Raw genomic sequence first — 14,898 nt, forward strand, 5'->3', positions numbered from 1 at the left:
GGGAGTGTTTGGATTGTCTTTATCCCATCCTTTGCCGCGCGAGCTGACGCGCCCCGTGCATGTGGGCGGCGTTCAGATCGGTGGCGGCGCACCGGTGGTGGTCCAATCCATGACCTGCACCGATACCGCTGATGCCCAGGCAACACTTGCGCAAGTGTGCGCGTTGGCGCAGGCTGGCTGCGATATCGTGCGTGTGAGCGTGCCCACTGAGGCCGCGCTTGAGGGTTTCCGCACCATCTGTACCGAGTCTCCGGTGCCAATCGTTGCCGATATCCACTTTAACCACAAGCTGGCCATTGGCGCTGTGGAGGCCGGTGCCGCCAAGCTCCGCATCAATCCCGGCAATATCGGCGATTGGGCTAAGGTCGACGCGGTGATTGATGCTGCGGGTGCTGCGGGCTGTGCGATTCGTATCGGCGTCAATGCCGGTTCGCTTGAGCAGGATATCGCCGAGCGCGATGACCTCACGCAGCCCGAAAAGCTCGTGATGTCGAGCGAGCGCTTTGTGCGGCACTTTGAGGATCGTGGGTTTACCAACATAGTGCTTTCCGCCAAGGCCCATAGCGTACAGACGACGCTCGATACCTATCGAGCCCTGTCGCGTGAGATTCCCCACGTTCCGCTTCACCTGGGCGTGACGGAGGCGGGGACCAAGCTCCAGGGCACCATCAAGAGCTCTGTAGGCTTGGGTATCTTGCTTTCCGAAGGCATTGGCGACACCATGCGTGTGTCGCTCACAGCCAATCCGGTTGAGGAGCCGCCGGTTGCCTGGGGTATTCTGCAGTCGTTGGGCCTGCGTCGCCGTGGCCCCGAGATTGTCTCGTGCCCCACATGCGCCCGCTGCCAGGTTAACCTTATTCCCATTGCCGAGGAGGTTACCGAGCGGCTTAAGAACTACTCCGCGCCGCTTTCGATCGCTGTGATGGGATGTGCCGTTAATGGCCCCGGCGAGGCTTCTGATGCCGATCTGGGCGTTGCTTGCGGACGTGGTCAGGCCTTGCTCTTTTCGCATGGCCAGATCATTGGTAAAGTAGCTGAGGACCAAATTGTCGACGCGCTTATGGCCGAGGTCGACAAGCTTATTGAGGAGAAATAAATGACCCGAGCAATGTATATGTCTAAGCTTTATGCGCCGACGCTTAAAGAGGATCCGGCGGACGCTGAGCTCGCCAGCCACCGTCTGCTGCTCCGTGCCGGCATGATCCGCAAGGAGGCCGCCGGTCTATATTCCTACCTGCCGCTTGCTTGGCGCTCGATTCGCAAGATCGAGAACATCGTGCGCGACGAGATGGACGCCGCCGGCGCCCAGGAGCTTATGATGCCTATCATGGTCGACGCCGAGTTGTGGCGCGAGTCCGGCCGCATCGACGCCTATGGTAAGGAGCTTGTGCGCTTTGACGACCGTCATGGTCGCGAGTTCGTCCTGGGCCCCACGCACGAGGAGACCGTCACGGCCTTGGTGCGCAACGAGCTGCGCTCCTATAAGCAGCTGCCTGTCAACCTTTACCACATTCAGGACAAGTTCCGCGACGAGTTCCGTCCCCGCTTTGGCCTGATGCGCGGTCGCGAGTTCATCATGAAGGACGCCTACAGCTTCTCCGCCACGCAGGAGAGCCTGCAGGAGGAGTATGACAAGATGAAGCAGGCCTACGCTAACATCTGCGAGCGCTGCTACATCAAGGCCCTGCCTGTTGTTGCCGACTCTGGTGAGATCGGTGGCGATACCTCCGTTGAGTACATGGCTTTGGCCGACGCTGGCGAGGCTTCGCTGGTCTACTGCGACGATTGCGGCTTTGCTGCCGATGACGAGGCGGCAAGCACCAAGGTCGTCGTGACCGAGGGTCCTGGCGACGGTACGCTTACCAAGGTCGAGACTCCGGGCATGGGCACCATCGAGGCCGTTGCAAAGTTCTTCGGCTTCCCCGAGAACGGTACACGCAAGTCCTTGGCTCTCATTGACGCCGAGGGCAAGCCAGTCGTGGCCATTGTTCCGGGCGACCACGAGCTCAATGATTGCAAGGCCGAGCATGTCTTTGGCAAGGGCTATCGAATGATGACTGATGAGGAGCTCCAGACTTATAGTCTGCATAAGGGCTTTATCGGACCGGTTAACTTGCCCGAGGGCATCCGCCTGGTGTGTGACGAGAGCCTGCGTGAGTCTAAGCAGTGGGCCTGCGGCGCCAACGAGGTCGACTATCACTTTACCGGTGCCTGCCCCGAGCGCGACTTTACCGTCGACGAGTGGGCCGACCTGGTAACCGTTGTGGCCGGCGATCCCTGCCCGCACTGCGGCAAGCCGCTCTCCGCTGCTCGCGGCATCGAGGTCTCCCAGGTCTTCCAGCTGGGCACCAAGTATTCCGAGGCCATGGGTGCCACCTTTATGGACGAGGACGGCAAGGAGAAGCCGCTCATCATGGGCTGCTACGGCGTTGGTGTGTCCCGCTCGCTCGCTGCCGTCGTGGAGCAGCACAACGACGAGCACGGTATCGTCTGGCCGGTCTCCGTTGCCCCGTACGAGGTCGCGGTGATTCCGCTCGATCCCAAGAAGGAGGAGTGCGCTACCGTCTGCGAGCAGATCGTTGATGGCCTGTGCGCCGAGGGTATCGAGGTTGTCGTCGACGACCGCGACGAGCGTCCCGGCTTTAAGTTTGCCGACAACGACCTTATGGGCTTCCCGTATCAGGTCGTTCTGGGTAAGCGTGGCCTTAAGAATGGCACCGTTGAGCTCAAGGACCGTGCCACGGGTGAGCGCGAGGATGTGGCGATCGACGAGGTCGTCGCCAAGGTCGCCGAGCTTGTGAAGGCTGCCCGTCGCTAATCTACGCTTCTGCTATTAGATGTAATTGCAGGACTGCTCCGTATCTCTCTTAGGATGAGATGCGGAGCAGTCCTTTTTGTTGCGTGAATTAGCTCGACGGGTAAAGGAAAACCCCACAGCCCATTCGAGCTGCGGGGTTTTCCTTTGTGCCTCCGATGCGAAATGAATCGCTCAGATATTACTGATAATCGACGACGTCGATCCAGTTCTTCAGGAACTCATCGTTCACGTTGCGCTTGCGAGCGAGCTCGGAAGCGGCGACGATGCTCGTCCACTGACGCACGACCTGCATGGGCATGTCGGCGCGGTCGCAGTAGAGCTCCAGGTAGGCCTCGGCCTGATCCTTGCTGTTGAGGGCAAAGAGCAGGTAGGTGGTGGCAACGTCGGCAGCAGGGGAGCCCTGGGTAGCGTGTGCCCAGTCGCACACATAGAGCTGACCGTCGTCGCCGACGATGACGTTGGAGGGGTTGAAGTCGCCGTGGCAGACCTTGAACTCCTTGGTCATGCCGTCCAGACGCTCCTGAAGGTTGTAGCGCGTGGTGGCATTGAGCTGATCAAGGCTGTCGATCATGCGGGCGTACTTGTCGCGCTGACGGTTGAGCAGCGGGGAGGTGTAGCCGTGGATCTCGATCTGGAGGTCGACGAACATCTCGAGGTACTCACCAAAGCGCTGGGGCTCGGCAGTCATCTTCTCGGCAAGGGTGGTGCCCGGAACCTTCTCGGTCACGAGCGCCCAGCCGTTGGCGTTCTCGAGCTGGGAAACCTCGAGCGCCTTGGGGCTGCGGATGCCGCACTCATTGATGCGGGCAAGATTCAAAGCCTCGTTGAACACGTCGGAGACAGGCTTGGTCTCGTTAAAGACCTTGACAATCTTGTCGCCCAGGTCGTAAACGACCTTGTTGCCACGGCGGACGAGCTCGGTCTTGGAATCGGGTAGCAGCATGGTTGCATCCTTTCAACGATGCGATAGAAGCGACGGCGGGGGTGTGTGAAACACCCGTGCACCCCCGCCGTTAAAAACCGTGCTAAAACTAGCAGACGGCGTAATCCTGGGGCTCGCGGCCGTAGTAGGCGTCCAGGTAGAGCTCCTTGATCTCGCTCATGAGCGGGTAGCGCGGGTTGGCGCCGGTGCACTGGTCGTTGAATGCCTGCTCGGTCATTTCGTCGAGGGTGTCGAGGAAGTACTGCTCGTCAACACCGTAGTCGGCGATGGTCTTCTTGACGCCGATGAAGTCCTTGAGCTCCTCGAGCTTCGTGATGAAGTTCTCGAAGACCTCCTTGTCGTCCTTGCCCTCGATGCCGCAGTACTTGGCCATCTCGGCGTAGTTGTGCAGCGCGTTGGGGTAAGGATACTGGGAGAAGGTACCCATCTTGACGGGTGCCTCGGCGGCGTTGTAGCGCATGACGCGGGTCAGGATGACAGCGTTTGCGAGGCCGTGGGGCAGGTGATGGAAAGCGCCGAGCTTGTGGGCCATGGAGTGGTTGAGGCCCAGGAAGGCGTTGGCGAAGGCCATACCGGCCATGCAGGAGGCGTTGTGCATCTCCTCGCGGGCGTGCGGATCCTTGGCGCCGTTCGTGAAGCTGGAGGGCAGGTTCTCGAAGACGAGCTTGGCAGCGCGCTCGGAGAGGCCCTTGGTGTAGTCGGAAGCCATGATGGAGACGTAGGACTCGATGGCGTGGGTCATGACGTCGATGCCGGAGGCAGCGGTCAGGCCGCGCGGGGCGGTCATGCAGTTGTCGGCGTCGACGATAGCCATGTTGGGGAGCAGCGCGTAGTCGGCGAGCGGCCACTTGATGCCGGTCTCCTTGTCGGTGATGATGGCGAACGGCGTGCACTCGGAGCCGGTACCCGAAGAGGTCGGGACGGCGACGAAGTAGGCCTTCTTGCCCATCTCGGGGAAGGTGAAGATACGCTTGCGGATGTCCATGAAGTCCATGGCCATGTCCTCAAACTTGCACTCGGGGTGCTCGTACATCATCCACATGATCTTGCCGGCGTCCATAGCGGAGCCACCGCCGACGGCGATGATGACGTCCGGCTCAAAGAGAGCCATCTGCTTGGCGCCGCGACGTGCGCACTGCAGCGACGGATCGGGCTCGACGTCGTAGAAGCAGTCGTGGGCGATGCCCATCTCGTCGAGCTTGGCCTCGATGGCGCGGGTGTTGCCATTCTTGAAGAGGAACTGGTCGGTGACGATGAAGGCGCGCTTCTTGCCCATGACGTTGCCCAGCTCGTCGAGGGCGACGGGCGTGGAACCCTTCTTGAAGTAGACCTTCTCGGGAGCGCGGAACCACAGCATATTCTCACGGCGCTCGGCCACAGTCTTAACGTTGATCAAGTGCTTCACCCCAACGTTCTCGGAGACGGAGTTGCCGCCCCAGGAGCCGCAGCCCAGGGTCAGAGACGGCTTCATGCCAAAGTTGTACAGGTCACCGATGCCGCCGTGCGAGGACGGGGTGTTGATGACGATACGGCAGGCCTTCATGACGTGCTCGAACAGGCTGATCCTCTCGGCCTGGGCGGGGTGCACGTACAGAGAGGCGGTGTGGCCCGGGCCACCGGCAAGCACCAGGTGCTCGGCCTTGTCGACGGCCTCCTGGAAGTCCTTGGCGTGGTACATGGCCAGGACCGGGGAGAGCTTCTCGTGGGAGAACTCCTCCTTGGCGGGGTCGGTGGAGGTGACCTCGGCGATCAGGATCTTGGTCTTGGCGGGAACCTCGATGCCGGCGAGCTCGGCGATCTTGGCAGCGGCCATGCCGGGGATGCGGTGATCGAGAGCGCCGTTCTTGAACATGGCGGCACGCAGGGCCTCCATCTCGGCACCCTGCTTGACGAAGTAGCAGCCGCGCTTCTGGAACTCGGCCTTGACCTGGTCATAGATGGTGTCGATGACGGTCACGGACTGCTCGGAGGCGCAGATCATGCCGTTGTCGAAGGTCTTGGAGTGGATGATGGAGTTGACGGCGAGCAGCACGTCGGCGGTGTCGTCGATGACGACCGGGGTGTTACCGGCGCCAACGCCCAGGGCGGGCTTGCCCGAGGAGTAAGCGGCCTTGACCATGCCCGGGCCACCGGTGGCGAGGATGATGTCGACGTCGCGCATGACCATGTTGGTCAGCTCGATGGAGGGGACATCGACCCAGCCGATGATGCCCTCGGGGGCGCCGGCCTTGACGGCGGCGTCAAGCACGAGCTTGGCGGCGGCGATGGTGCACTTGGCGGCAGCCGGGTGCGGGGAGATGATGATGGCGTTGCGGGTCTTCAGGCAGATCAGCGTCTTGAAGATCGCGGTGGAGGTGGGGTTGGTCGTCGGGATGACGGCGCCCACGATGCCGATGGGCTCGGCGATCTTGGTGATGCCGTAAGCCTCGTCGCGCTCCAGGACACCACAGGTCTTGGTGTTCTTGTAAGCGTTGTAGATGTACTCTGCGGCGTAGTGGTTCTTGATGACCTTGTCCTCAAGAACGCCGCGGCCGGTCTCCTCGATGGCCATCTTCGCCAACGGGATACGAGCCTTGTTGGCGGCCATGGCGGCCTCATAGAAGATCTTGTCGACCTGCTCCTGCGTGTACGTAGCAAAAAGCGCCTGGGCCTCTCGCATCTGAGCGAGCTTAGCCTCAAGCGCCTCTACGTTGTCCACAATTGCGGGAGTAGTGTTTTCCGGTGACTTTTTCACCATTTGTGTCTCCTTGCGATCGGAGATTTACCCTACGCCTTGCATGATAGCAAGAAATTATTCGGCGAACGGTAAGATTCCCGTAAAAGGCACACTAAAACGCTTCAATAAACTGAAACGCTTTAACTAAAACTATCTGCCTGCTGCATCGCCCCGCTCATTGGGGACAGACTTACATGAGTGCTTTCACTCATTTGGGACAGATATCGTTTTGCCATTTTGCCGTTCTGAACCTGTTTTTGCCGCTCATTGGATATAAATAGGTCACAGGCTCAGCATTTCGCGTTCCTTCTCTCCTTTTAGGTGTTGCCTGTTCAGTTTTGAAAGGAGAGATTATGCCCCGATGCGCCCGCGCCGTTTCGCTCACCGGCTATTACCACGTCTTTGACCGTGGCAACTCCAAACAGATTATTTTTGAAGATGACTCTGACCGATATCGTTTCTTATCGGACATCTCGGACAGGTTTGCGCGCCATGAAGTGGCGGTTTTGGCTTGGTGCCTTATGGACAACCACTTTCATTTGATGGTTGATGATCCGTTCGACAATCTTTCAAAGGCGATGCAGTGCGCATTGACGGCATATGCTAAGTATTTCAATGGGAAAACGGGGAGAACGGGGCATTTGTTTGACAATCGCTATTCGCGGGTCGCGGTCGAGTCGGACACACAGGCGGTGCAGCTACTCGATTATATCCATCTCAATCCTGTGAAGGGTGCAATTAACTCACTCGAAGCATACCGCTGGTCAAGCTACAAGGCATATCAGCTGGGCTATGATCCCTTTGACATCTGTGATGCGGCTCCTATGCTCGATATTGTCGGAGGCTCCCGTTGCTATTGCGAGCATCTCGAGAAAGTTGCCGGGCGCATCTGGTCAGTAGAGGTTCTTCCACGCCGGCGGATCCCCGATGAGGAGGCCCTTTCCGTTGCGCACGAAGTCCTGCCGAGCATAGATCCTGCGCTGCTCAAGGCCCTGCCGCGACTCGAGCGTGATGCGTGTCTGCTGAGGCTCAGGCGGGCACATCTCACGGTCAAGCAAATTGCCCGTATCACCGGTATCGGCGCTACAAGCGTGACCAAGGCCACTGCAGGCTGGAAGGAGGCTGCGTGAGGCTGGGCAGGACCTGATCATGGCGCCGCATGTGTACGTCATGTCTGTCCCCAATGCGTGAAAGCACTCATCTAAGTCTGTCCCCAATGAGCGCCCAATGAGCACAAAAAAGCGCCCTCCGTAGGGGAGGACGCCTTTGGTAAGTTCTATATGAACGCGAGGTCTTTGACCCGGAGAGTCCGAGGTACTTGTTGGTAAGACCTTATTTAGGAGCGCGCAACCTTGCCAGACTTGAGGCAGGTGGAGCAAACGTTCATCTTGCGACGGTGACCATCGACGACAACGTAGACGCGCTGGATGTTGGGGCGGAACTTACGGTTGGTGACGCGGTGAGAGTGGCTGATGGAGCGACCGGCAACGGGGTGCTTACCGCAAACTTCGCAAACTTTGGACATAACTGACCCTCCTTGGGCGACAAACGAACATGTCGCGTTAACAAACAAGCCTGAACTATAGCACAGAAGTCGCTCCCTGTGCGCAATCTACACAGAGATATTCCTCTTTTGGCGATAGTGCCCACGCCACGGCCCTGGACGTAGATCCGATTTGCGTGCAGCAGAGGGGATTATGCCAGCTCGTGCGTGCGTTTTCAAGCTCGTCCCACAAATATATATAGGTTTATGGAGCATTGGGCTCCGTTTACGGATTGCTCTGTATTTATGCTCGCAATTAAGCTCGAGGTTGGCTACACTATCCCTTGACCATTAAAGGGGTACGAGATACCCACATGGAATTACATAGCTGCCATGCGAGCAGCCTTTCCTGTGGGTGTCTGGTCCGCTTTAAGCGGTCGGGCATCTATTTTTTTGACTGTGTCAGCAGTCAAGACATGTGAGGAAGGAGATCGATGGGCACGACTTCCCCCAAGGCGGTCATCATGGACGAGACCGCCGTCAATCGAGCGATGACCCGCATCGCGCACGAGATTCTCGAGCGCAACGAGGGCTGTGAAGACCTCGCTCTGGTCGGCATCGTCACGCGCGGCGACCTTCTGGCAAAGAAGCTCGCCGAGGAGATCAAGGAGATCGAGGGCGTCGAAGTTCCGCTCGGCAGCCTGGACATCAGCTTCTACCGCGATGACTATGCGACCAATTTCGCTCCCGCGATCCACGCCACCAACATTCCCTTTAGCGTCGACGGCAAGCGCGTCGTGCTGGTGGACGACATCCTGTACACGGGTCGTACCATCCGCGCTGCTCTGGACGCCGTCATGGACCTGGGCCGTCCGAGCCGTATTGAGCTGGCAGTTCTCGTTGACCGCGGTCACCGCGAGCTCCCCATCTCGCCGGACTTTGTCGGCAAGAACGTTCCCTCGTCGCATGAGGAGAACGTGCACCTATATATGAAGGAAGTCGACGGCCACACCGCCGTCGAGATTAACGACGTCGCGCCGGGTTCCCACGTGGGCTCCGCGCCGCTGGGAGGTGAGTAGTACCGTGGCGTTCAACCATAAGCACCTGATCGACATTACCGAGTACTCCGAAGAGGACATCAAGCTCATCCTCGAGACCGCCAAGGCGTTCTCTGAGGTCAACGAGCGTGCGATCAAGAAGGTCCCCACGCTCAAGGGTAAGACCATCGTCAACATGTTCAACGAGCCCTCGACGCGCACCCGTAGCTCCTTCGAGCTCGCCGAGAAGCGTCTTTCGGCCGACAGCCTCAACTTTGGCGGCTCCTCGACCTCCACGGTCAAGGGCGAGAGCCTCGTCGACACCGTCGAGACCCTCAACGCCTATAAGATCGACTGCATCGTCGTGCGCGATAAGCACGCCGGTGCTCCCTACATCGTCACGCAGAACTCGCCCGCGAGCGTCATCTGCGCCGGCGACGGCAAGCACAACCATCCCACGCAGGCCCTGCTCGACCTGTACACCATCTGGGAGCACAAGGGTGACTTCCACGGTCTGAAGGTCGCTGTCGTCGGCGATATCGCGCACTCCCGTGTCTGCGGCTCGCTGATTCCCGCCCTTAAGATCATGGGCTGCGAGACCTACGCCGTCGCCCCCGGCACGCTGTTGCCGCCGGCGCCCGAGGTCCTGGGCTGCGACCACGTGACGAGCGACCTCGATTCCGTCCTGCCCGAGCTGGACGTCGTCTACATGCTGCGCGTGCAGCAGGAGCGCCTCGAGGGTGCCCCGTTCCCGACCATTCGTGAGTACCACAAGCTCTTCGGTCTGACCAAGGACCGCGAGAAGCTCATGAAGCCCGATGCGATCATCTGCCACCCGGGCCCCATCAACCGCGGCGTCGAGTTCGACTCCTATATGGCCGACCACCCGCAACGCTCCGTCATCCTGGAGCAGGTCTACGCCGGTATCTGCGTGCGTATGGCTATCCTGTATCTGCTGCTTGGAGGTGCCGATAATGGCCTTGCTTCTTAAGAATGCCCACGTCGTCGACCCGTCCGTCGAGCTTGACGGTGTCGTTGACGTCCTGATTGACGGCGACAAGATCGCCGAGGTCGGCGAGAATCTCGCCGTCGAGGGAGCCGAGGTCCGCGACCTTTCCGGCAAGTACCTCGTCCCTGGCCTGGTGGATATGCACGTTCACCTTCGCGAGCCCGGCTACGAGGTCAAAGAGGACATCGAGAGCGGCACCCGCGCAGCTGCCAAGGGCGGCTTTACCGGCGTGTGCGCCATGCCCAACACCGATCCCGTCACCGATAACGGCACCGTCGTGGAGTTCGTCAAGTCCCGCGCTGCCGAGGTCGGTCACTGCCGCGTCTATCCGTCGGGCGCCATGACCCGCGGTCTTAAGGGCGAGGCCATGTCCGAGATGGGCGATATGGTCGCCCACGGCGCCGTCGCCTTCACCGACGACGGTCGCGGCGTGCAGGGCGCGGGTATGCTCCGTCGCTGCATGGACTACGGCAAGATGTTCGGCAAGGTCTTTATGAGCCATTGCCAGGACGAGGACCTGGTCGGCCACGGCCAGATCAACGAGGGCAAGGTCTCGACCCGTCTGGCTCTCGAGGGCTGGCCGGCTGCCGGCGAGGAGCTCCAGATCGCCCGCGACATCGAGATCGCCAAGCTGACCGGTGCCAAGCTGCACATCCAGCACATCTCCACCGCTCACGGTCTCGAGCTCGTGCGTGCCGGTAAGGCCGCTGGCGTTCAGGTTACCTGCGAGGCCACCCCGCACCACATGTTCCTGACCGAGAACGACCTGGACGAGACCTACAACACCTCGCTCAAGGTCAACCCGCCGCTGCGTACCGAGGAGGATGCCGAGGCCATCCGTCAGGGCGTCATCGACGGCACCGTCGACGTTATCGTCACCGATCACGCTCCTCACACCCCGTGGGAGAAGGCCCGTGAGTTCGAGCTTGCGCCCTTTGGTATGATCGGCCTCGAGACCTCGCTGTCGCTCGTACTCACCGAGCTGGTCAACACGGGCAAGATGAGCATGGGCCGCATGGTCGAGCTCATGGCCATCAAGCCGCGTGAGATCCTGGGTCTCGACCAGGTTCAGGTCAAGGCGGGCTCCGTTGCCGACCTGACCGTGTTCGACCCCTCCGCAACCTGGACGGTTGGCGAGGACGGTTACGAGTCGCGCGCCGAGAACTCCGGTTTTGCCGGCCGCACGCTCACCGGTCGTGCCACCGATGTGTTTGTCGGCGGTAAGCAGACGCTTGCCGACGGCTGCATCTGCTAGCATAGCCTTATCGCTTTTGTGCGCGGCGCCCTTGCGGTGCCGCGCTTTCTATTAGTTTGGACCATGCAACCGCATGGGGGATTGGAGCGTCTATGCCCACACCTTCCACTGCACGCATGCACGACTTCGAGGTCGTCTCGAACCGGGAGATTGCCGACAGCATCTTCTCGCTCGTCATCTCGGCCCCCAAGCTTGCAAGTGCGCTCAAGCCCGGTCAGTTTGTGAACATCGCCGTACCCGGCGATGCGTCCTCGCTGCTTCGCGTGCCCCTGAGCTACTACCGCGCCGACGCCGAGGCCGGCACCGTCGAGCTGTGGTACGCCGTCGTGGGCGACGATACCCGTCGTTTGTCCCAGATGGGCTCTGGCTCCACCTCTAACCTGCTGGGCCCCGGTGGCCGTGGCTGGATGGTACCCGAGGGCACCAGGAAGGCCCTGCTCGTCGCCGGTGGCATCGGTGTTCCGCCCGTGCTGTGCCTTGCCGACAAGCTTTCCGAGCAGGGTGTGGCCGTCGACGTGTGCCTGGGCTTTGGCACCGCGTCCAAGGCCGTGGGTGTCGATGAGTTCCGCGCGCTGGGCGCCACGGTCAACGTTTGCACCGATGATGGCACGCTGGGCACGCACGGTTTTTGCACCGACCCGGCAGCCGAGCTGCTCGGCGAGGGCGGCTACGACTATGTGGCCAGCTGCGGCCCCGCTGTCATGATGAAGAAAGTCGCCGCCGCTGCCGCCGAGGCCGGTGCGTACTGCGAGGTGTCGCTTGAGCGCATGATGAGCTGTGGCTTTGGCGCCTGCAACACCTGCAATGTCGAGACGGTCGACGGTATGAAGGGTGCTTGCATGTGCGGCCCCGTGTTCGATGCTTCCAAGGTGGTGGTCTTCTAGTGGGTACCGTGAACATGGCCGTCGATTTCGGCGGCGTCAAGATGCAGAACCCCATCAACACCGCAGCCGGTACCTTTGGCTACGGTTGGCAGTTCCAGAACTTCTTTGATGTTTCCCAGCTGGGCGCCATCACCACCAAGGGTTGCGCTGCCGAGCCCTGGCCCGGCAATCCCGCGCCCCGCATGGCTGAGATTCCCGGCGGTATGATCAACTCCGTGGGCCTTCAGAACCCCGGCGTGGCTGCCTTTGCCCGCGAGTCCGGTCCGTGGCTCGAACAGCTGTCCAAGGACGGCTGCCAGGTCATCTGTCAGGTTGCCGGCCACTCCGTTGACGAGTTTGTCCGCGCGCTCGAGATGTATGTCGAGCTGTGCCCCTGGGCTGCCGGCTACGAGATCAACGTGAGCTGCCCTAATATCGCCGCCGGCGGTGCCGCCATGGGCTCTACGCCCGAGGGCGCCTCATCCGTTATGGCTGCCTGCCGCAAGGTGACCGATAAGCCGCTGTTCGTGAAGATGGCGCCGGTCAACGTCGCCGAGATTGCCAAGGCCCTCGAGGCTGCCGGCGCCGACGGCCTTTCGGTCATCAACTCCATTCAGGGCATGGCCATCGACGTCCATACCCGCAAGTCCCGCGTGGCCAAGCCCAAGGGCGGCCTTTCGGGCCCGCTGTGCCACCACATCGCCGTGCGCATGGTCTGGGAGGTTGCCCAGGCCGTCGATATCCCCATCAACGGCGTCGGCGGTGTCATGACCGGCGAGGATGCGGCCGAGTTTATCCTGGCCGGCGCCACCTGCGTGTCGGTCGGCATGGCCAACTTCGTCGATCCGTGCGCTTCGCTCAAGATCGCGCACGAGCTCGAGGCCTGGGCTGAGTCCCAAGGCGTGAAGGACATCAACGAACTGGTAGGTGCTTTCGAATGCTAGAGACCGATGCCCGCGACCGCGTAATCGTCGCTCTCGACTGCGACCGCGAGCGTGCGCTCGAGCTTGCCCACGAGCTTTCGGGCCATGCCGCCTGGCTTAAGGTTGGTATGACGCTCTATTACGCTGAGGGCCCCGAGATCGTCAAGACCTTTAAGGACCTGGGCTTTAAGGTCTTCCTTGACCTTAAGTTCCATGATATTCCGCATCAGGTTCGCGGTGCCGCCCGTTCGGCCTCGCTTGCCGGTGCCGACCTGCTCTCGGTTCACGGCTTGGGTTCGGGCGCCATGCTCGCTGCCTGCCGCGAGGGTGCCGAGGAGGCGCGCGAGGACCGCGCCAAGCTCGTCGCCATCACCGTGCTCACGAGCATGAATCAGGATGCCTTGAGCGAGATTGGCGTCGAGTCGCCGGTGGCCGAGGAGGCCGCCCGCCTGGCAAAGCTCGCTCAGGCCAACGGCATCGATGGCATCGTGTGCTCGCCGATGGAGGCTCACGACATGCGTGAGCTGCTGGGTCCTGATGCCCTGATCGTGACTCCGGGTGTGCGTCCGGTGGGTGCCGCCTTAGGCGACCAGTCCCGCGTGGCGACGCCTTCCCAGGCTATCGAGCGTGGCGCAAGCCACATTGTGGTGGGCCGTCCCATCACCGGCGCCGACGATCCGGTTGCCGCCTTTGACGCCATTGTCGCCGAGCTGGTCGAAAACATCGCGTAAAAGATTCCCCTAAGTCACCACTTTTGGGTCTCATTAGCACAAAATAGCCCCTGTGCCTGCGTAAACTTTCCCATCCTTTGTGTGGAATCGCAGGTCAGGGGCTTAACTTTGGGCGCAGTATATTGCACTTTTTGCGGGTATCGTCTAACCTATGGAGCCGCGATTGGGTATTTTGTACGTTCTACGTGCTAAAATGCCAATTATTGAATCAGATATAACCCAACTATTTGGAGGTACGAATGGCACTCCCTCAGCTTACCGATGAGCAGCGCAAGCAGGCTCTTGAGAAGGCTGCTGCCGCACGTCACGCTCGCGCCGAGCTTCGCGAGCAGATCAAGAAGGGCGAGAAGCCCCTCGAGTCCGTGCTCAACTCCGATGACCCCATCGCTTCCCGCATGAAGGTTTCCACCCTCATCGAGTCTCTTCCTGGTTATGGCAAGGCCAAGGCCGCCAAGATCATGGAGGAGCTTGGTATCTCCGCTACCCGTCGCGTCCAGGGCCTCGGCGTCCGTCAGCGCGAGCAGCTCCTCGAGCAGCTGACCAAATAAGTGAGCGCTCAGGATTCCAAGCTCTTTGTGATTTCTGGACCGTCAGGCGCAGGGAAGGGTACGCTCGTCACTCGTGTGCGCGAGCGCCGCTCGAACCTGGGCCTGACGGTTTCGGCTACCACGCGAGCACCACGCAAAGGTGAGGTCGACGGCGTCAACTACTTTTTTCTGACGCGCGAGGAGTTCGACCGCCGCGTGGCAAACGGTGAGTTTGTTGAGTGGGCCGAGGTCCACGGTAACTGCTACGGCACGTTGGTGAGCGAGGTCACATCCAAGCTCGCCTCTGGCGCATCTCTGATTTTGGAGATCGATGTCCAGGGCGCCCTGCAGGTGAAGGAGCGTTTCCCCGAGGCCGTGTTGATCTTTATCAAGCCGCCTTCGCTTGAGGTACTCCGCGAGCGCCTGGTCGGTCGCGGTACCGAGACGCCCGAGACGATTGAGCTGCGTATGGCAAACGCCGCCGATGAGCTTGCCCTTGCCGACCGCTACGACGACGTCGTGGTTAATGACGATCTCGACCGCGCGACCGATGAGCTCGTTCGCGTTCTCGATATGCATGAAAGGATCTGAGG

At 60.7% G+C, this 14,898-nt stretch carries 14 protein-coding genes; 11 read left to right on the forward strand and 3 right to left on the reverse strand.

Annotated features, from left to right (window positions below; all coding sequences use genetic code 11):
* Window positions 1-13 precede the first annotated feature (13 nt).
* Window positions 14-1,096 (forward strand): flavodoxin-dependent (E)-4-hydroxy-3-methylbut-2-enyl-diphosphate synthase, encoded by a 1,083-nt coding sequence (gene ispG / locus I4W09_RS00300; protein ID WP_196031220.1) that lies wholly within the window; start codon window positions 14-16, stop codon window positions 1,094-1,096.
* The gene (locus tag I4W09_RS00305) at window positions 1,097-2,818 is read left to right on the forward strand and encodes a proline--tRNA ligase (protein ID WP_230318578.1); all 1,722 of its coding nucleotides are present in this window, start codon (window positions 1,097-1,099) and stop codon (window positions 2,816-2,818) included.
* Window positions 2,819-2,996: 178 nt separating this feature from the next.
* On the opposite strand, the gene I4W09_RS00310 is transcribed toward I4W09_RS00305, so the two are convergent.
* Both I4W09_RS00310 and adhE read right to left on the reverse strand, forming a co-directional pair.
* Window positions 2,997-3,761 carry an aminoglycoside phosphotransferase family protein gene (locus I4W09_RS00310; protein WP_035138543.1) on the reverse strand — a complete coding sequence of 255 codons (765 nt, stop codon included), beginning with the start codon at window positions 3,759-3,761 and terminating at the stop codon, window positions 2,997-2,999.
* 88 nt (window positions 3,762-3,849) lie between these two features.
* A complete protein-coding gene (adhE, locus tag I4W09_RS00315) occupies window positions 3,850-6,498 on the reverse strand; it encodes a bifunctional acetaldehyde-CoA/alcohol dehydrogenase (protein WP_196031221.1) in 2,649 nt (882 codons plus the stop codon).
* Window positions 6,499-6,830: 332 nt separating this feature from the next.
* Here adhE and I4W09_RS00320 point away from each other — a divergent pair, with 332 nt between their 5' ends.
* Window positions 6,831-7,607, forward strand: a complete 777-nt coding sequence (locus I4W09_RS00320; RefSeq protein ID WP_196031222.1) for a transposase — start codon at window positions 6,831-6,833, stop codon at window positions 7,605-7,607.
* A gap of 206 nt (window positions 7,608-7,813) precedes the next feature.
* Here the strand turns inward: I4W09_RS00320 and rpmB are convergent, their stop codons facing one another.
* Window positions 7,814-8,002, reverse strand: coding sequence for a 50S ribosomal protein L28 (rpmB, locus tag I4W09_RS00325; protein ID WP_022094725.1), 189 nt, complete (start codon window positions 8,000-8,002; stop codon window positions 7,814-7,816).
* A gap of 452 nt (window positions 8,003-8,454) precedes the next feature.
* Here rpmB and pyrR point away from each other — a divergent pair, with 452 nt between their 5' ends.
* The 8 genes from pyrR (at window position 8,455) to gmk (ending at window position 14,896) form a co-directional block, all read left to right on the forward strand.
* Window positions 8,455-9,039, forward strand: coding sequence for a bifunctional pyr operon transcriptional regulator/uracil phosphoribosyltransferase PyrR (gene pyrR / locus I4W09_RS00330; protein WP_117770320.1), 585 nt, complete (start codon window positions 8,455-8,457; stop codon window positions 9,037-9,039).
* Between the two features lie 4 nt (window positions 9,040-9,043).
* The gene (locus I4W09_RS00335; RefSeq protein WP_035138537.1) at window positions 9,044-9,988 is read left to right on the forward strand and encodes an aspartate carbamoyltransferase catalytic subunit; all 945 of its coding nucleotides are present in this window, start codon (window positions 9,044-9,046) and stop codon (window positions 9,986-9,988) included.
* Entirely contained in the window at window positions 9,972-11,261 is a 1,290-nt protein-coding gene (locus I4W09_RS00340; RefSeq protein ID WP_196031223.1) for a dihydroorotase, read from the forward strand. The genes I4W09_RS00335 and I4W09_RS00340 overlap by 17 nt, the downstream gene beginning before the upstream one ends.
* Before the next feature lie 116 nt (window positions 11,262-11,377).
* Complete coding sequence (locus I4W09_RS00345; RefSeq protein WP_196031327.1) at window positions 11,378-12,145, forward strand: dihydroorotate dehydrogenase electron transfer subunit; 768 nt, start codon at window positions 11,378-11,380, stop codon at window positions 12,143-12,145.
* 14 nt (window positions 12,146-12,159) lie between these two features.
* Window positions 12,160-13,068 (forward strand): dihydroorotate dehydrogenase, encoded by a 909-nt coding sequence (locus I4W09_RS00350; protein WP_006236128.1) that lies wholly within the window; start codon window positions 12,160-12,162, stop codon window positions 13,066-13,068.
* Window positions 13,062-13,778, forward strand: a complete 717-nt coding sequence (gene pyrF / locus I4W09_RS00355) for an orotidine-5'-phosphate decarboxylase (protein ID WP_117770322.1) — start codon at window positions 13,062-13,064, stop codon at window positions 13,776-13,778. The genes I4W09_RS00350 and pyrF overlap by 7 nt, the downstream gene beginning before the upstream one ends.
* A 239-nt stretch (window positions 13,779-14,017) precedes the next feature.
* A complete protein-coding gene (mihF, locus tag I4W09_RS00360; protein ID WP_148331465.1) occupies window positions 14,018-14,326 on the forward strand; it encodes an integration host factor, actinobacterial type in 309 nt (102 codons plus the stop codon).
* Window positions 14,327-14,896 (forward strand): guanylate kinase, encoded by a 570-nt coding sequence (gene gmk, locus I4W09_RS00365; protein WP_006236131.1) that lies wholly within the window; start codon window positions 14,327-14,329, stop codon window positions 14,894-14,896.
* Window positions 14,897-14,898 lie beyond the last annotated feature (2 nt).

This window comes from Collinsella aerofaciens (genome assembly GCF_015670795.1).
Classification (GTDB): Bacteria; Actinomycetota; Coriobacteriia; order Coriobacteriales; family Coriobacteriaceae; genus Collinsella; species Collinsella aerofaciens_Q.